Here is a 16,874-nt window from a genome sequence, read left to right as displayed (position 1 = left end):
TCGCGTCCCGAGCGGTCGCGGCCTCGGGGGGTCGCGCCGATGACCATCCGCGTCCTCCCCGCCGTCGGTGACATCGACGCGGTCCGCGCGCTGTCCAGCCTGCTCGGCCAGCTCCCCGACACCGAGCCCGCCCAGCCCGTCCAGGACTCCACCGCCCTGCTCGACGCCCTGGCGCGGCTGGCCGCCGAGTCCCTCGACGAACTGCCCGAGGTCGTCCTCGTCCATGAGCGGATCGGGCCGGTCCCCGCGCTGGACCTGATCCGCGACCTGGCGATGCGCTTCCCGGCCGTCGGGGTCGTCCTCATCACCGCCGACACGAGCACGGGCGTGCTCACCGCCGCGATGGACTCCGGCGCCCGCGGCATCGTCACCCTGCCGCTCGGCTACGACCCCCTCGCCGAACGCGTCCAGGCCGCCGCCGCCTGGTCCGCCGGGATGCGGCGCCATCTGGGCAGCGCACCCGCCGAGCTGCACTCCGGCCCCGGCGGGACCGTGGTCACCGTGACCGGCGCGAAGGGCGGCGTCGGCGCGACCGTCACCGCCGTCCAACTGGCCCTCGCGGCCCGGGCGTCGGGCCGTACCGTCGCCCTGGTCGACCTCGATCTGCAGTCCGGGGACGTCGCCTCCTATCTGGACGTGCAGTTCCGGCGCTCGATCGCCGACCTCGCCGCGATCACCGACATCAACCCCCGCGTCCTCCAGGACGCCGTCTACACCCACGACAGCGGGATCGGGCTGCTGCTCGCCCCCGCCGAGGGCGAACGCGGCGAGGAGGTCAGCGACCGGGTGGCCCGCCAGGTCATCGGCGCGCTGCGCTCCCGCAACGACGTGGTGATCGTCGACTGCGGCGCCCAGATGAACTCCGCGACCGCCGCGGCCGTCGAGATCGCCGACCAGGCGCTGCTGCTCGTCACCCCGGACGTGGTCGCGGTCCGCGCCGCCAAGCGGATGGTGCGCATGTGGGACCGGCTGCAGATCCGCAAGGCCGAGGAGACGCTCACGGTCGTCAACCGCCACTCGCGCGGTACGGAGATCCAGCCGTCCCTCGTCGAACGCATCACCGGCACCAGGGTGGCGCACGCCGCGGTCCCGGCGTCCTTCAAGGAACTCCAGTCGGTCGTGGACGCCGGACGCCTGCAGGACCTCGACGCCCGCTCGACGGTGAAGCAGGCGCTGTGGGCGCTGGCGGGCGAGCTGGAGCTGGTGACGGTGCACGAGGGCGGGGGCGGACGTCGGCGCAAGGCGTCCTCGGACCGGGGGTCACTGACCCTGTGGCGCAAGGGCGGGGACCGGGGCGCGGTCACCCTGGAGTTCGCCGGGATGTTCCCGCTGGTGCTGGTCGTGATGGCACTGCTGTGGGAGTGCGTCCTCTACGGCTACACGTACTCCCTCGCGGGCAACGCGGCCGACGAGGCGGCGCGCGCGGCCACCGCGGCCCAGGCCGTGCACGGCGATGTGGCGGGGGCGTGCCGGTCGGCGGGGGCGGCGCATCTGCCGGCCGCCTGGAGCGGCGCGGACATCAGCTGCGGGGAGGACGGGCCGGTGATGAAGGCGACGGTACAGGCGAAGGTCCCGCTGTTCTTCCCGGGCGTCAACCCCGGGTGGCGGGTGGAGGGGTCCGCCGGGGCGGCCCTGGAGGGGGACAGCCGATGAGGACGCCGCTCCGCCGCCGGGGAGCCGACCCGACGCTACGGCTGCCGCCCCGCAGGGGGGCCGATTCGGCGCAAGACCGCCGGGGAGACACCCCGGCCCGCAGGCGTTCGCACCTCCGGGACGACCGCGGCGTCTCCATGCTCGAGTTCGCCGGCTTTCTGCCCATCCTCCTCGTCATCGGCATGGCCACCATCCAGCTGGGCCTCATCGGCTACGGCATCAACCAGGCCGGCACCGCCGCCCGCGCCGCCGCCCGTGCCGCCTCCCAGAACGGCGACGGGAGCGCGGCGGGCACGGCGGCCGTCAGCGGCTGGCTCCGTCCGAGCGTCGACGCTCCTCGGGGCGGCGACACCACCACCGCCACCGTCACCGTCACCGTGCCCTCCGTCATCCCCCTCTTCGGCGACTGGCCGGTGACCCGCCACGCCACCATGCCCAACGACCCCGACCCCCGCGTCCCGGGAAGGAGCTGACGACCGGTATGAGCCTCCGCTCCCGTATCACCGCCCCCGACGACGGCGCAGCCGCCCGCGAGGACGGGCACCTCGTCGCGGTCTACCGCGCCAAGCTCCTTGAGGAGATCGACCTCGCGGAGATGTCCGGCCTCGCGGCCGCCGACCGCCGGGTCCGTCTGGAGCGCGTCCTCGGCCACATCATCAGCCGGGAAGGACCGGTCCTCTCCTCGTCCGAGCGCTCCCAGCTGATCCGCCGGGTCGTCGACGAGGCCCTCGGCCTCGGCGTCCTCGAACCGCTGCTCGCCGACGCGTCGATCACCGAGATCATGGTGAACGGCCCGGACTCGATCTTCGTGGAGCGGGCGGGCCGCGTCGAACAGCTCCCGCTGCGCTTCGCCTCCACCGAGCAGCTGATGCAGACGATCGAACGGATCGTCTCGACGGTCAACCGGCGCGTCGACGAGTCCAACCCGATGGTCGACGCCCGGCTGCCCACCGGCGAGCGCGTCAACGTCATCATCCCGCCGCTCGCCCTGACCGGCCCCACCCTCACGATCCGCCGCTTCCCGCGCGCCTACACCCTCCCCGAACTCATCGGCCTCGGCTCCCTCGACGAGCAGATGCTGATGCTGCTCGCCGCGTTCGTCCGCGCCCGCTTCAACGTGATCGTCAGCGGCGGTACGGGCACCGGGAAGACGACCCTGCTCAACGCCCTGTCCGGGCTGATCCCGGCGCACGAGCGCATCATCACCATCGAGGACTCCGCCGAGCTCCAGCTCCAGCAGGAGCACGTCATCCGCCTGGAGTCCCGGCCCCCGAACGTCGAGGGCAAGGGCCAGATCACCATTCGCGACCTGGTCCGCAACAGCCTCCGTATGCGCCCCGACCGCATCATCGTCGGCGAGGTCCGCGGCGGCGAGACCCTCGACATGCTCCAGGCGATGTCGACGGGCCACGACGGCTCGCTCGCCACCGTCCACGCCAACGCCGCCGAGGACGCCCTCATGCGGCTGCAGACCCTGGGCTCGATGTCCGAGGTGCTCATCCCCTTCGAGGCGCTCAAGGACCAGATCAACTCCGCGGTGGACGTGGTCGTCCAGCTCGCCCGCTACGCCGACGGCTCGCGCAAGGTCGTGGAGATCGCCCTCGTGGTCTCCCACGGCCGCGAGCAGTTCCGCATCGCCACCGTGTCCCGCTTCGTGCCCCAGCCCCTCGGGCCCGACCGGATCGTCCGGGGCCGCTTCGAGCATCTTCCGCTGCCACGGGCGGTCGCGGAGAAGCTGTACGTCGCCGACGAACCGCTCCCACCCGCCTTCGGCGTCGCGGAGGCCCTCGACGTACTCCCCACCCGGCAGGCCCTCGGATGACCCCCGTTCACGTCAGGAGCGCGCCATGAACGACCCCGCCCTCCTCGCCCTCGGCGCCACCGTCCTCACCGTCACGCTCGCCGTCGCGGGCGTCCATCTGTACGCCTCCGGCCGGGCCCAGCGGCAGGCGCTCGTCGACCGGCTCTCCGGCAACCCGGCGGGCCCCTCGCGCACGGCGTCCGGCCGGGTCCGGCGGTTCACCGCCGTCGACCGGCGGCTGCGCCGTACCCGCCTGGGCCGCACCCTCCGGCTCCGGCTGTCGGCGACCGGACTCGATCTGACGCCGGGGGAGTTCTTCGTCTACGTCGCCGCCGTCGTCGGGGCGCTGTGGCTCATCGCGGCGTCGACGCTGGCCCCCTTCTTCGGCCCGATCGCCGCGCTGGTGAGCGTGTGGGGCGCGGTCGTCTTCCTCAACTGGCAGCGGCAGAGACGCATCGAGGCCTTCATCAACCAGCTGCCGGACGTGGCCCGGCTGCTGGCGAACGCCACGGCCGCGGGCCTCGCTCTGCGCACCGCCCTCGCCATGGCCGCGGAGGAGCTGGAGGCCCCGGCCGGCGAGGAGCTCGCCCGGGTCGCCGACCAGTTGACGCTGGGCCGCTCGATCGACGACACCCTCGGCGAACTCGCCGAACGGCTGCCCTCCCGAGAGCTGATCGTCCTGGTGACCACGCTGGTCCTGGCCAACAAGGCGGGCGGCTCGGTCGTCAACTCGCTGCGCAACCTCACCCAGACCCTGGAGGACCGCAAGGAGACCCGGCGCGAGGTCCGCACCATGCTCTCCGAGGTCAACGCGACGGCCTTCACGGTCCCGCTGCTGGGCCTCGGCTCCCTCATCCTGATCAACTCCTCCAACGAGGGCGCCCTCGCCCGTGTCACCGGCTCCCCGCTCGGCCAGGGCCTGGTCCTGCTCGCGCTCGGCCTGTACACGGTCGGCTTCTTCGTCATCCGCCGCCTCGGCAAGATCGAAGTGTGAGAAGGAGACCGCGATGAGCGCGCTGCTGCCCCTGGGGCTCGCCCTGCTGACGGCCGTCTCCGTCACCGGGATGCTCCTCGGCGTCCGGATGATCCGCGCGGACGCCAGACTGCCGAGCGACCTGGCGCTCGCGCTGGAGGTGGGCGCCACCCGGGTCTCCACGGCCGGCTCGGCGGTCGACCGTCTCGGTATGCGCTTCGCCCCGCTCGTGCTGCGTCTCATGGGGCCGCGCCGGGTCGACGCCAAACGCCGCCGGATCGACATGGCGGGCAACCCCGGAGGCCTCACTCTCCAGCGGTACGCCGCACGCCGGGCGGTGTACGGGGTCTTCGGCCTGGTCGTGGGCCTGATGTTCCTCACCAACGGGCAACTGCTCTTCGCGGCTCTCACGTTCGCCTTCGGTCTGCTCGCCGCCGACGCCCTGATCTGGCAGGCCGTCCGCGAGCGCAAGGACGTCATCGACCGTACGCTGCCGGACTTCCTGGACGTCCTCGCGGTCGTCGTCTCGGCCGGCCTCGGCTTCCGCCAGGCACTGGACCGGGTCGCGGAGAAGTACGAGGGGCCCTGGGCGGACGAACTGCGCATCACCCTGCGCCAGATGGACATGGGCGTCAGCCGCCGCCAGGCCTTCGACGAACTGCGCCGGCGCAACTCCTCCGAGCAGGTCTCCCAGTTCGTGTCCGCCCTGCAACAGGGGGAGGAACTGGGCTCCCCGATCGCGGAGACGCTGATCCAGCTGGCCACCGACATGCGGCGCACGGACGCCCAGAACGCCCGCCGCCGCGCGGCCAGGACGGTCCCCAAGGCCACGATGGTCACCCTGGTCTTCATGCTCCCGGCGACGATGATCCTCATCGCCACGGGCATGTTCCTGGGCTCGGGGACGAACTTCGGATCGATCCTGGGCCGATGATGAGCAGCCGGACCGGTCGCCCCACCCCCGGGTATCTGGAGGACGACGTCCCGCCGCCCGCCAGTGTCCGCCTGCAGCTGAGCGCGCTCCAGGCCCTGTGCCGCCAGACCGTGGCCGTACGCCTCGTCCTGGTGGTGATCGGTGCCCCGTTCGCCCTCGCCAACACCCCCTCCGGAGCCCTCCGGATCGCCGTCCTCGCCGCTGCCGTGCTCGGCGTGATGACGTCGTACGCCCTGCTGCGCGACTGGGACCGCGTCGGCCCGCGGCTGCTCGCCCATCCGACGCTCATGGCGCTGGACCTGCTCTTCGTCGCCACGCTCCTGTCGACCGCGTCCCCCGTCTCCCCCCTCGCTTGCGCCACGGTCTGCACACCCCTGCTGTCCGGACTGCTCTACGGCTGGCGCGGCGCCGGCGTCCTCACCGGTCTGCAACTTGCCGTCGTGCTGGGGGTGTTCCGCTCCTGGGAGCACCGCCCCGGCGCCGGGGTCAGCACCCTCCTCATCGCCGGGTTCTGCGTTGCCGCGGGGATCATCGGGGTGACCCTGCGCAACCTGATGTTCCGCTTCGGCGCCGCCGGCGAGGCACTGTCCGAGGCGAACGCCCGGCTCGCGGCGGCCGAGGCCGTCGAATCCGAACGGGCCCGGCTGGCCCGGGAGATGCACGACTCGGTGGCGAAGACCCTGCACGGTCTGGCGCTGGCCGCGGAGGCCCTCGCCGCCTCGGCCGAGCACCGCGACCCGGCCACGCTCAAGCGCCAGGCGGCCCAGGTGGCCGACGCCGCACGACGGGCCGCGGGGGAGTCCCGCGACCTGCTGTCGGACCTGCGGCGCCGTACCGACTTCACGGCGGACCGGCTGGACGTGGTGGCCGAAGTGACCGCGCGCGCCGGGGCGTTCGCCGCCCGCGGCGGCGCGGAGACCGAACTGAGGCTGCCGGAGACACCGCACCTCCTGCCGTACGCGGCGGCCCACGACGTCCTGTCCATCGTGTCCGAGGCGCTGGAGAACACCCACCGCCACGCCCACGCCACCCGCGTCCGTATCGCACTCGACGTCACCGGGTTCGAGGCGTTCGACCTGCGGATCGGGGACAACGGTGTCGGGTTGCCACCGACCGCCGTGCCCGAGGACCTGGCGAGAACCGGCCACTTCGGCCTGCTGGGCATGGCGGAACGCGCCGCGTCCCTGCGCGGCCGCCTCCGCCTCGGCCGCTCACCGCTGGGCGGTGCCGAGATCCACCTGCACATCCCCGTCCCCGCCACCTCTCCCCACAGCCCCCAAGAGGAGGCCGCACATGCCTGACCAGGCACTTCCCGGCCCGCCGCTGCGCGTCCTCGTGGCCGACGACAACCCGGTCGTACGAGCGGGCCTCACCGCCCTGCTGTCCGTCCTCCCCGACATCGAGGTCGTGGCGGAGGCGGCGGACGGCGGGCAGGCGCTCGTGTACGCCGCCCGGCACCGTCCGGACGTCGTCCTCCTGGACCTCCGTATGCCCGGCACCGACGGCCTGACCGCACTGCCCCGGCTGGCCCGCACGGCCCCCGTGATGATGCTGACGTACAGCAGGGAACCCGAGGTCGTGGCGGAGGCGCTGCGCCGCGGGGCCTCCGGCTATCTGGTGCACGGCGAGTTCACGGCGGCCGAACTGGTCGCCGCGGTACGGAGGCTGAGGGAGGGCCGGGGGACTGTCCCGTCTTCGTTCGGCGTTTCCTACGAACGAGACGAAAATACTTCGCACCTGCAATCAGTTGTGGCACATTCGTCGAAGGCCCTCACCGCCCGTACGGGAGGCCTGCGGCGCCGTGCCGCGGGATGGCTCGACTTCGGCCTGAGCTCCCGGGAGGTGGAGGTCATGGATCTCATCGCGGCCGGTATGAACAACCGGCAGATCGCCGCCGCCTGTTTCATCAGCGAGAAGACGGTCAAGAACCACATCAATCGCATCTTCGCGAAGCTGCACAGTTCCACGCGCAGCGAAGCGATCGCCCACTGGCTGGGGACGGCCCGCGAGGGGTGGAGCCGATGACCGCAGCACGACGCGGAAGTTGGGCCCCTGGGCCCACTCGCGGTGAGGGTGCCTTCACGTACGGTGCGTGGGTTGGTCGTAGCCGTATCGGGTGGGAGGTCTGGGGCCGTGGTGACGAGGACGAGGCACAGGATCGGCACGTGGCGGAGGACCGTGGTCTCCCGGATGCGGGGGGCCGGGCGGGATGCGGGGGCCGGGTTTGTGGAGTATGCCGGGCTGATGATCATCATCGCCGGGATCTTCACGTTGATCGACCAGATCGGCCTGGACGGGCTGATCTCCGGCGCGATCCGGACCGCTGTCACCTCGGTGACCGGCGGCTGACGCCGAAGCGCCCTACCGACGACCGGGGGCAGACGCTCCCCCTCTACATCTGGCTGACCGGCATTCTGCTGTTTGCCGCGTTCGCCTTTTTCGCTTTCGCCCAGGCAGCGTCCGCCCGCAATGGAGCTCAGTCCGCGGCGGACGCTGCGGCGTTGGCGGCCGCACAAGACTCCCGCGACGAGCTGATGACCCGTCTGCAGGAAGCCATCGGCCAGGACGACGACTGGACGAAGTGGCTCGTCGGCCGAGATCTCCAGGAATCCGGAGCGAGCGCCGCCGCCGACCGGCTGGCCGCCGACAACGACTCGACCGTAGAGGCCTTCGGTCCCACCACCGTGAACGGCTTCCCCGGATACCGGGTGACGATCCAGACGCGCTACACGGTGGGGAAGTCCATCATTCCGGGCACGGAGAGGCGACGCGCGAAGGCGGAGGCCGTCGCGGTGATCCAGCCGCGTTGCACCGTCCCGCCGGACGCCGATCCGAAGAAGCCCGTACATCTCGACTGCGACGGCGGCTCCGTCGACATCGACCCCGGACGTTTCCATTCGGACGACCTTCCTGACGCGTCCGTGCTGTTCTCTGTGCATCTGGCCGAGTGAAAGGAAGCCGTACCGATGGACTTTCCGCGCACCATGAAGGGCCGAAGGGCGCTCGGCGCAGTCGCGGTCGCGACCGGGCTGATCCTTACGGTGGCCGGCTGTGGCAGCGGAAGCGGCGGTGAAAAGCCCAGTGGGACATCCTCGTCCAAAGCCACGGCCAAGAACGGCGGCAGCCAGCGACATGATTCCTCCGCTCCCGCTGCCGACCAGGTGCTCGCCCAGGTGAAGGGCGGTGACGTCACCTTGACGGTCACCTCTGCGGTCCGCGACCAGGGCGGATTCGTTACGGTGAGCGGGACGGTCACCAACAACGGCGGCCAGTTCTGGATCGCGTCCAACTGGCGGGGCGACGAGAGGGAGCTGAGCCGGAACGGGGCCTCCTTGGCCGGGGCCGCACTGGTCGACAGCAAGGGCAGGAAGAAGTACCTCGTCCTGCGAGACACCCAGGGCCGGTGCCTCTGCACCAAGTTCGACGGCGGTGGTGTGGCGGCCGGAAAGTCGGCCGACTGGTTCGCCCAATTCCCCGCCCCACCCGAAGGCACCGAAACCGTCGACTTCCAGGTCGGCGCCATGCCTCCCGCCACCCTCGAACTCTCCCAGGGGTGACCCGCGATGCCCCGCCCCCTGCGTGCCGTCACCGCGCTCTCCCTGCTCACCGTGCTCGGTCTCGCCGGTGGCCCCCCGGCCGTCGCCGACGACGATCCCAGCGCGCCCCCCGGCACCGTCACCACCTCGCCGCCCCCCTCCGTCGACCCCACCAGCCCGGGGCTGAAGCTCGCCGACGGGGCCACCCTCGCTCCCGCCAAGGTGCTGGACATCAAGTCCGTCGTGGAGGACCTCGGCGGTGAGGAGCGACGCGAGGACACCAACGAGAACGTCACCTTCGCGCTCCAGGCCGAGGTGCTGTTCCCCAAGGACAGCCCGAAGCTGAACCCGGAGGCCCGCTCCCGCATCGACGCCATCGCGGACGAGATCAAGAAGCAGAACGCCACGAACGTCCGCGTCTTCGGCTTCACCGACAACCTGGGCTCGTACGCCCACGGTCTCGTCCTGTCCAAGCAGCGCGCCGAGGCCGTCCACGACCAACTGGCATCGCGCCTCGGCGGCACCGTCACCTTCGAGGTGCGCGGCTACAGCGAGGACTACCCGATCGCCGACAACTCCACGGAGGAGGGACGCCGGAAGAACCGTCGCGTGGAGGTGTCGTTCCCCCGGGGGGAGTCGTCCGGGGATTCGTCCTCGGGCTCGGCGGGTACCGCCGGCGGCTGAGACCCGGGTGCGAATCACCCGGAGCCGCCTCCCCGTCCGCGCGCCACCGCTGCGCGATGCTCGTGCCGTCCGGATGGTCGGCGTCGTAACCGGGAGCTGCCATGAGAAAGATCGTCCTGATGATGTCCATGTCCCTGGACGGCTTCATCGAGGGCCCGAACCGTGAGATCGACTGGCATCTGGTCGACGACGAACTGCACCAGCACTTCAACGACGTGCTCAAAGAGATGGGCGCGTTCCTGAACGGGCGTGTCACATACCAGCTCATGGCCAAGTTCTGGCCCACCGCGGACGCCGACCCGCACCGGTCGGGGCCCGTGGTCGAGTACGCCCGGATCTGGCGGAACATGCCGAAGATCGTGTTCTCGCGGACCCTGCAGCACGCCGACTGGCACACCACCGTCGTCCGGGACGTCGTCGTCGAGGACATCCGCGCGCTCAAGGAGCAGGAGGGCGGCGACCTCGCGCTCGGCGGTGCCGCCCTGGCCGCCGAGTTCCTGCGCAACGACCTCGTGGACGAGTTCCGGGTGTACGTCCACCCGATCCTGGTCGGCCGCGGGCAGCGCCTCTTCGCCGAGAGCGACGCCCTGACCGCCCTGCGCCTGATCGACTCCCGCCGCTTCGGCAACGGTGTCGTCCTCCTGCACTACGAACGTCCTGAGGAGCACTAAGGGGTGTGGGACGGCCGCCAAACGTGTTGTGCGGTCCGGGCCCGCTCGCATAGGAAGGCCGTATGACTGGACTCGGTGTTGTGTTCCGGCCCCAACTGCCGCCCGAGCGGCTGCGCCCGTTGGCGCGGCTCGCGGACGAGGCGGGCCTGGAGGAGCTGTGGCTGTGGGAGGACTGCTTCCTGGAGGGCGGGATCTCGGCCGCGTCCGCCGCGCTCGCCTGGACCGAGCGGCTGCGCGTCGGCGTCGGGCTGCTGCCTGTGCCGCTGCGGAACGTCGCGATCACCGCGATGGAGACCGCCACGCTGGAGCGGCTGTTCCCCGGCCGGGCCATGGTCGGCGTCGGGCACGGCGTCCAGAGCTGGATGGGTCAGGTCGGTGCCCGCGCCGAGTCGCCCGTCACCCTTCTGCGCGAGTACCTCGACGCGCTGCGGGCCCTGCTGCGCGGTGAGCGCGTCACCACGGACGGGCGGTACGTGAAGCTGGACGGCGTCGCGCTGGACTGGCCGCCCGCGGAGCCGGCCGGTGTTCTCGCCGGGGTCACCGGACCGCGCTCGCTACGCCTGTCCGGTGAGGCGGCGGACGGGACGATCCTGACCTCGGCCACCACACCGGAGGGCGTACGGCGGGCCCGCGCCCTCATCGACGAGGGGCGGGCGGCGGCCGGCCGCACCGACCCCCATCACGTCGTGGTCTACCTGCTGACCGCCACCGGTCCGGACGCGCCGGCCCGCCTGCGGGCCGAGCTGGAGGCGGAGGGCCTGGGCTCCGTGCCGGACCTCGGTGTCGCCGGAGACGCGGGAGCCGTCGCGAAGGCCGTCCAGCGGCTGGTGGAGGCGGGGGCCGACACCGTGGTCCTCCAGCCCACGGGCGACGAGCCGGACCCCGAGGGCTTCGTACGGTTCACGGCCGGGAAAGTCCGTCCACTGGTGCTGTAGTCCGCCCGCCCGCCGGCAGGGCGATCTGTCCGCCCGCCGGCACCCCGATCCGTCCGCTCGTCCCCGCCGCTATTTCGGTCGCGTCCCGTGCCTGCTCGTTGGGACCATGGCCGGTATGAGTGGCGACCGTACGTTCGAAGAGCTGGTCCGTGAGGCCGTCGAGGAACCCGTCGACGGCTGGGACTTCTCCTGGTTCGAGGGGCGGGCGACGGAGGAGCGGCCTCCATGGGGGTACGCACGTTCGATGACGGAGCGGCTGGCGGGCGCCGCCGCCGCGCTCGACATCCAGACCGGGGGCGGGGAGGTCCTGGCCTCCGCGCCGGTGCTGCCGCCGCTCACCGTCGCCACCGAGGGCTGGCCGCCGAACGTCGCCCGGGCCACCGCCCTGCTCCATCCGCGCGGTGCCGTGGTGGTCGCCTCGCCCGAGGACGCCCCGCTGCCGTTCGCGGACGCCGCCTTCGACCTAGTCACCAGCCGGCACCCGGTGCGGACGTACTGGAGTGAGATCGTCCGTGTGCTGCGCCCCGGCGGCACGTACTTCTCCCAGCAGGTCGGTCCGGCGAGCGCGTTCGAACTGGTCGAGTACTTCCTCGGGCGGCAGCCGGAGGAGATCCGTGACGCCCGGGATCCCCGACGGGCGCGGGCCGAGGCCGAGGCGGCCGGCCTGGAGGTGGTCGACCTCCAGGAGGCCCGGTTGCGTATGGAGTTCCTCGACATCGGCGCGGTCGTCCACTTCCTGCGCAAGGTGATCTGGATGGTGCCCGGCTTCACCGCGGAGCGCTACGAGTCCCGGTTGCGCTCCTTGCACGAGCAGATCCGCTCCCGGGGGCCGTTCGTCGCCCACAGCACCCGCTTCCTCGTCGAGGCCCGCAGGCCCGGGACGCTTCCGCCCCGGTGAGGTGCCGAAGCCAGGGGTTTCCACATCGTTATCCAGCGCGGCTCGCGCCGCCCTCAGACGCCACGTTAAGTTCAGACCAAGGTATTTCGCGTGAGCAAAGCTGCGCGGGCGGCACCGCGCAGAGGAGGGGGCTGCGCGGTGCCCTGCCCCCGGCGCCGACGCGCCGTCAGGCGTCCCCCAGAAGAACCTGGGTCCCCCGGCGTACGCCCCAGCGCTCCATCGCTCCCGCCTCCGCCTCCAGGACGTGACGCGCCCACGGGCGGGGCAGGCCGATCCGCCCCGGCCGCATCGTGCGCACCGCCACCACCCGCAAGTCGCGGTCCAGATAGGCGACGTCGATCGCGAACCGCATCCCCAGGGTGTGCACCGCGCTCGCCGGACTGAGCAGCAGCGCCCCCTCGATCCCGTCTCGCCCGAGCAGCCCGCGCCGCCGGTCGCTCGCCGACCGGGCGACCTCCAGCGGCACCGGTGCGGCTGCCCCCGCCGTGGTGAACGTGGCCATGACAGCGACGTTAGCGGTGGCGTCAAGCGGCCGTTTTCGCACGGGTCACCCACCCGGAGTACCTCGCATGGTGTCGTCGCCTGCCCCACCATTGCTCGAAAACCCCATAAATCCCTCGGGGTTCGCCCGGTTTCCCTTTGAATCACCTGTGATTCGGCCATGGCGCCGTACGGAATGAACGCCTCCGGAGCCACCGGTGCGTTGTCGGGCGACTCCGGAGAGTAGTTGTTTCCCGGCAATGCGCGCGTCGGCCCTTACGAAGGGTTATGGTGGAAACCCCCCCTCGGGCCGGTCCGTCTCCCCCCCACGGACCGGCCCGTTTTCTTTGCCGTCACCGACCGATCCGGAAACGGGACGAGCGCCCCCGCGCACACCACTCCGGAAACGGGGCGAGCGCCCCGCGTGCCCCCTCGGAAACCAAACGGGCGTCATGTGCGTCCCACCCTCAGAGACAAACCGGGCGCGACACCCCCATCGACCCCGAAAGCCGGGCGGGCGAGCAGTGCCCGGCGGCTCGGAAAACGCGACAACGAGGCCGCCGTTCAGCCGCCGTTCACCCGTACGGCCCTGAGCCTGGCCGCCGACACCCCTGGGCGGTGCCCCGGCGCTCCGGGGGTAGGCTTCGCCCCCGGGGACCGCCATCCGACGGGGCGCGCATCACCCGCCCGTACCCTGTCTGATCCGCACGGAGGGGCTGACAATCACGTGAACCTGCGCGACATGCTGCGCGGCCTGCTGGTCAGGTTGTACGCACGCCGGGTGGAAGGTCACCTGGACCACGCTCAGGTGCCCAAGCACATCGGCGTCATCATGGACGGCAACCGCCGCTGGGCGAAGGCGGCGGGCTCGACCACCGCACAGGGCCACCAGGCCGGCGCGGACAAGATCGAGGAGTTCCTCGGCTGGTGCGCCGAGACGGACGTCAAGGTCGTCACCCTCTGGCTGATGTCCACGGACAACCTGAACCGGCCCAAGGAGGAGCTGGTCCCGCTCCTCGGGATCATCGCGGACACCGTGCGCTCGCTCGCCGCCGACGGCCGCTGGCGCGTGCACCACGTCGGCGCGCTCGACATGCTGCCCGGCCATGTGCGCACCGCGGTGAAGGAGGCCGAGGAGGCCACCGCGCACGTCGACGGGATACTCGTCAACGTCGCCGTCGGCTACGGCGGTCGCCAGGAGATCGCCGACGCCGTCCGCTCGATGGTGCTCGACGCCCACGAGAAGGGCACCTCGATGGAGGAGCTCGCCGACTCCGTGGACGTCGATCTGATCGGCCGCCACCTGTACACGAGCCACCAGCCCGACCCCGACCTCGTCATCCGCACGAGTGGCGAGCAGCGGTTGTCCGGTTTCATGCTGTGGCAGACGGCCCATTCGGAGTACTACTTCTGCGAGGTCTTCTGGCCGGCCTTCCGCAAGGTCGACTTCCTGCGCGCGCTGCGTGACTACGCTGCGCGACACCGCCGCTACGGCGGCTGACACCCGTTCATCGCGGCCCGGCACCACTCTCCTGGGTGCGGGCCCGACGAGGGACGTTACGAGGAGTTCACCGGGGCGCCGCCGTATGCCCTGGCATGGCTGCGCGTGTTCGAGGGCATAAGCCAAACAGGTCGACACCCGAACCACGGGTGTCGTATCTCAGCGAACGGCTCGGGGCCGTTCGCCCGGGAGGCCCTTTGCACCAGCCCGACCGTGCGGTCTCGGCACGGAAGAAGCAACGGAGGGCCGGTTCTCGGCCCGTGCATCGCGGCCGTGGACCGGTCGGGATTCATCCCGCCCAGCCCCATCCGGCATCTCACTCCGTCGCTCCCCGACCTCATCCGAGGGGGTACGTCCTTCCGTGGTGACCAGCGCAAAGCGCCACAAGCCAGACCGGCGCACCTATGTTCTCGACACCAGCGTCCTGCTGGCCGATCCGAACGCCATGACCCGTTTCGACGAGCACGAGGTCGTGCTCCCGATCGTCGTGGTCACGGAGCTGGAGGCCAAGCGGCACCATCCCGAACTCGGGTACTTCGCCCGGCAGGCGCTGCGTCTGCTCGACGACTGCCGGGTGCGGTACGGCCGTCTCGACGCCCCCCTGCCGATCGGGGACCTCGGTGGAACCCTCCGGGTGGAGCTCAACCACTCGGACCCCAGCGTGCTGCCGACCGGTTACCGCCTGGGGGACAACGACTCCCGCATCCTCGCGGTCGCCCGCAATCTGCAGGCGGAGGGGTTCGACGTCACCGTCGTGTCGAAGGACCTCCCGCTGAGGATCAAAGCGTCCTCGGTCGGGCTCCTCGCCGAGGAGTACCGCGCGGAGCTGGCCATCACGGACTCCTCCGGTTGGACCGGAATGTCCGAACTGACGCTGTCCGCCGAGCGGGTGGACATCCTCTTCGAAGAGGGACACGTGCAGGTCCCCGAGGCCGCGGACCTCCCTGTGCACACCGGCCTGACGATCCAGTCGGAGCGGGGCAAGGCGCTCGGCCGGGTTACGGCAGAGGGCACCGTCCGTCTCGTCCGCGGGGACCGGGAGGCGTTCGGCATCAAGGGCCGCAGCGCCGAGCAGCGGATCGCCCTCGACCTGCTGCTCGACCCGGACGTGGGGATCGTGTCGATGGGCGGCCGGGCCGGCACCGGCAAGTCCGCGCTGGCGCTGTGCGCGGGGCTGGAGGCGGTGCTGGAGCGCCGGCAGCACCAGAAGGTGATGGTCTTCCGGCCGCTGTACGCGGTCGGCGGGCAGGAACTGGGCTATCTGCCGGGCACCGAGGCCGAGAAGATGAGCCCTTGGGCGCAGGCGGTCTTCGACACCCTGTCCGCGGTCACCACCCGCGAGGTCATCGAAGAGGTCACGGCACGCGGGATGCTGGAGGTCCTTCCTCTCACCCATATCCGTGGCCGTTCGCTGCACGACGCCTTCGTGATCGTGGACGAGGCCCAGTCGCTGGAACGGAATGTTCTTCTGACCGTTCTGTCCCGGATCGGCGCCAATTCACGTGTTGTTCTCACGCATGACGTGGCCCAGCGGGACAACCTGCGGGTGGGCCGGTACGACGGAGTCGTCGCCGTCGTGGAGAAACTGAAGGGGCATCCGCTCTTCGCGCATGTCACGCTCACGCGGTCCGAGAGGTCCCAGATCGCGGCCCTTGTGACCGAAATGCTCGAAGAGGGGCAGATCTGACCGCCCTGCCCAACGTGAGGTAGTTACTCATCAGTTGGCGCCGTCCGGCAAAGGCCAAGAGCCTAGCCGGGCGGCGCTTCGGCGTGTGGGTATTTCCGTGAATCCCTTGGGCCAAACGAGGTGTGAGCTTTCACACTCGGCGCAGAATTGCCACCCGGTGTCGGGTTACGGCAGAGTCTCAGTCCTGTCAGGCCCCGCATACGACACACCTGTACCCCCAGCGGTACGGCACAACTTGAAGCACCAGAACTCCATAGAGCCGTCGTATGCCGCCCGAGCACCACACGGCACTTCCGTCACGGAGGTTGCCCACCGGGCCCGTGCCTCCCGTGACCCCGCAGTTGGGAGGCCAGCGTCAGGGGGCACGATTGCGTCCGCCAGGGTCACCGAAGCGGGCGATGCTGGAAGGAAACCGTGTGAGCCGGATTTCGGTCCGGGGATTCGCAGTGGCCTCGGCCACGGCGGTCACCGCTGTAGGCGCCGTCACCGGTGTTGCCTCGGGCAGCACTGGACAGCCCTCGAGCGACGCCGAGGCAACGGCTAGCGAGACCACGCTCCTCGCGGACATACCCGCAGGACAGCAGGCCCAGGTCCAGACCGCGTCGCTGACGCAGCAGGCCGACGCCCAGGCCATCGCCGCCGACGCGAGCGCCAAGAAGGACGCCGAGGAGTCGGCCCGCAAGCAGGCGGCCGCTGACGCGGTGGCCAAGCAGAAGGCTGCTCAGAAGGCCGAGGAGGACGCCAAGGCGCGCAAGGAGGCCGAGCAGAAGGCCAGCCGCGACGCGACCCGTGACGCCTCCAGCTTCCCCGTCCAGAGCTCCTACTCGGTCGCGCAGATCCAGGCGATGGCGCGCTCGATGGTCGGAGCCGGCCAGTTCCAGTGCTTCAGCAACATCGTGGACCACGAGTCCAGCTGGAACTACCAGGCGGTCAACGCCTCTTCCGGTGCCTACGGCCTCTTCCAGGCCCTGCCCGGCTCCAAGATGTCGTCCGTCGGTGCCGACTGGCAGACGAACCCGGCCACACAGATCAAGTGGGGCCTCAACTACATGAACAGCCGGTACGGCAGCCCGTGTCAGGCGTGGTCGTTCTGGCAGGCCAACAGCTGGTACTGAGCCGCG

General features: G+C 71.1%; 18 protein-coding genes. 17 read left to right on the top strand and 1 reads right to left on the bottom strand.

What is annotated here, in order from left to right:
- Positions 1–39 precede the first annotated feature (39 nt).
- From ACFYX0_RS31135 to ACFYX0_RS31070, 14 genes are all read left to right on the top strand, one after another.
- Positions 40–1,653, top strand: a complete 1,614-nt coding sequence (locus ACFYX0_RS31135) for a CpaE family protein (RefSeq protein WP_388975062.1) — start codon at positions 40–42, stop codon at positions 1,651–1,653.
- A 137-nt stretch (positions 1,654–1,790) separates the two neighbouring features.
- Entirely contained in the window at positions 1,791–2,126 is a 336-nt protein-coding gene (locus ACFYX0_RS31130; RefSeq protein ID WP_388975059.1) for a TadE/TadG family type IV pilus assembly protein, read from the top strand.
- Between the two features lie 8 nt (positions 2,127–2,134).
- Positions 2,135–3,475, top strand: coding sequence for a CpaF family protein (locus tag ACFYX0_RS31125; RefSeq protein ID WP_388975056.1), 1,341 nt, complete (start codon positions 2,135–2,137; stop codon positions 3,473–3,475).
- A 25-nt stretch (positions 3,476–3,500) separates the two neighbouring features.
- Positions 3,501–4,448, top strand: coding sequence for a type II secretion system F family protein (locus ACFYX0_RS31120; RefSeq protein WP_388975053.1), 948 nt, complete (start codon positions 3,501–3,503; stop codon positions 4,446–4,448).
- A 13-nt stretch (positions 4,449–4,461) separates the two neighbouring features.
- Positions 4,462–5,361, top strand: coding sequence for a DUF5936 domain-containing protein (locus ACFYX0_RS31115; RefSeq protein ID WP_388975051.1), 900 nt, complete (start codon positions 4,462–4,464; stop codon positions 5,359–5,361).
- The gene (locus tag ACFYX0_RS31110) at positions 5,358–6,662 is read left to right on the top strand and encodes a sensor histidine kinase (RefSeq protein WP_388975048.1); all 1,305 of its coding nucleotides are present in this window, start codon (positions 5,358–5,360) and stop codon (positions 6,660–6,662) included. Before ACFYX0_RS31115 ends, ACFYX0_RS31110 begins: the two co-directional genes overlap by 4 nt.
- Positions 6,655–7,386 carry a response regulator gene (locus tag ACFYX0_RS31105; protein WP_388975044.1) on the top strand — a complete coding sequence of 244 codons (732 nt, stop codon included), beginning with the start codon at positions 6,655–6,657 and terminating at the stop codon, positions 7,384–7,386. The genes ACFYX0_RS31110 and ACFYX0_RS31105 overlap by 8 nt, the downstream gene beginning before the upstream one ends.
- Before the next feature lie 153 nt (positions 7,387–7,539).
- Positions 7,540–7,710 carry a hypothetical protein gene (locus ACFYX0_RS31100; RefSeq protein WP_388975114.1) on the top strand — a complete coding sequence of 57 codons (171 nt, stop codon included), beginning with the start codon at positions 7,540–7,542 and terminating at the stop codon, positions 7,708–7,710.
- Entirely contained in the window at positions 7,707–8,312 is a 606-nt protein-coding gene (locus tag ACFYX0_RS31095) for a pilus assembly protein TadG-related protein (protein ID WP_388975102.1), read from the top strand. The genes ACFYX0_RS31100 and ACFYX0_RS31095 overlap by 4 nt, the downstream gene beginning before the upstream one ends.
- 15 nt (positions 8,313–8,327) lie before the next feature.
- The gene (locus ACFYX0_RS31090; protein WP_388975041.1) at positions 8,328–8,918 is read left to right on the top strand and encodes a hypothetical protein; all 591 of its coding nucleotides are present in this window, start codon (positions 8,328–8,330) and stop codon (positions 8,916–8,918) included.
- A gap of 6 nt (positions 8,919–8,924) precedes the next feature.
- Positions 8,925–9,581: an OmpA family protein gene (locus ACFYX0_RS31085; RefSeq protein WP_355909573.1), complete on the top strand. Its 657-nt coding sequence runs from the start codon at positions 8,925–8,927 to the stop codon at positions 9,579–9,581.
- 101 nt (positions 9,582–9,682) lie between these two features.
- Positions 9,683–10,252, top strand: coding sequence for a dihydrofolate reductase family protein (locus tag ACFYX0_RS31080; protein WP_388975039.1), 570 nt, complete (start codon positions 9,683–9,685; stop codon positions 10,250–10,252).
- A gap of 62 nt (positions 10,253–10,314) precedes the next feature.
- Positions 10,315–11,187: an LLM class flavin-dependent oxidoreductase gene (locus ACFYX0_RS31075; protein WP_388975036.1), complete on the top strand. Its 873-nt coding sequence runs from the start codon at positions 10,315–10,317 to the stop codon at positions 11,185–11,187.
- Between the two features lie 115 nt (positions 11,188–11,302).
- Positions 11,303–12,085 (top strand): class I SAM-dependent methyltransferase, encoded by a 783-nt coding sequence (locus ACFYX0_RS31070; RefSeq protein ID WP_388975033.1) that lies wholly within the window; start codon positions 11,303–11,305, stop codon positions 12,083–12,085.
- Positions 12,086–12,251: 166 nt separating this feature from the next.
- Here ACFYX0_RS31070 and ACFYX0_RS31065 read toward each other — a convergent pair whose 3' ends face one another.
- Positions 12,252–12,587 (bottom strand): DUF192 domain-containing protein, encoded by a 336-nt coding sequence (locus tag ACFYX0_RS31065; protein WP_388975030.1) that lies wholly within the window; start codon positions 12,585–12,587, stop codon positions 12,252–12,254.
- Positions 12,588–13,292: 705 nt separating this feature from the next.
- On the opposite strand from ACFYX0_RS31065, the gene ACFYX0_RS31060 reads away from it, so the two are divergent.
- From ACFYX0_RS31060 to ACFYX0_RS31050, 3 genes are all read left to right on the top strand, one after another.
- Positions 13,293–14,066, top strand: a complete 774-nt coding sequence (locus ACFYX0_RS31060) for an isoprenyl transferase (RefSeq protein WP_355909588.1) — start codon at positions 13,293–13,295, stop codon at positions 14,064–14,066.
- A gap of 361 nt (positions 14,067–14,427) precedes the next feature.
- Positions 14,428–15,753 carry a PhoH family protein gene (locus ACFYX0_RS31055; RefSeq protein ID WP_388975028.1) on the top strand — a complete coding sequence of 442 codons (1,326 nt, stop codon included), beginning with the start codon at positions 14,428–14,430 and terminating at the stop codon, positions 15,751–15,753.
- 398 nt (positions 15,754–16,151) lie between these two features.
- Entirely contained in the window at positions 16,152–16,868 is a 717-nt protein-coding gene (locus ACFYX0_RS31050) for a transglycosylase SLT domain-containing protein (RefSeq protein ID WP_355909594.1), read from the top strand.
- Positions 16,869–16,874 lie beyond the last annotated feature (6 nt).

Origin of the sequence: Streptomyces sp. NPDC002573 (assembly GCF_042889625.1) — a bacterium.
Taxonomy (GTDB): Bacteria; Actinomycetota; Actinomycetes; order Streptomycetales; family Streptomycetaceae; genus Streptomyces; species Streptomyces gibsoniae.
The sequence above is the reverse complement of the archived record's forward strand: the minus strand, read 5'-3'. Positions and strand labels throughout refer to the sequence as shown.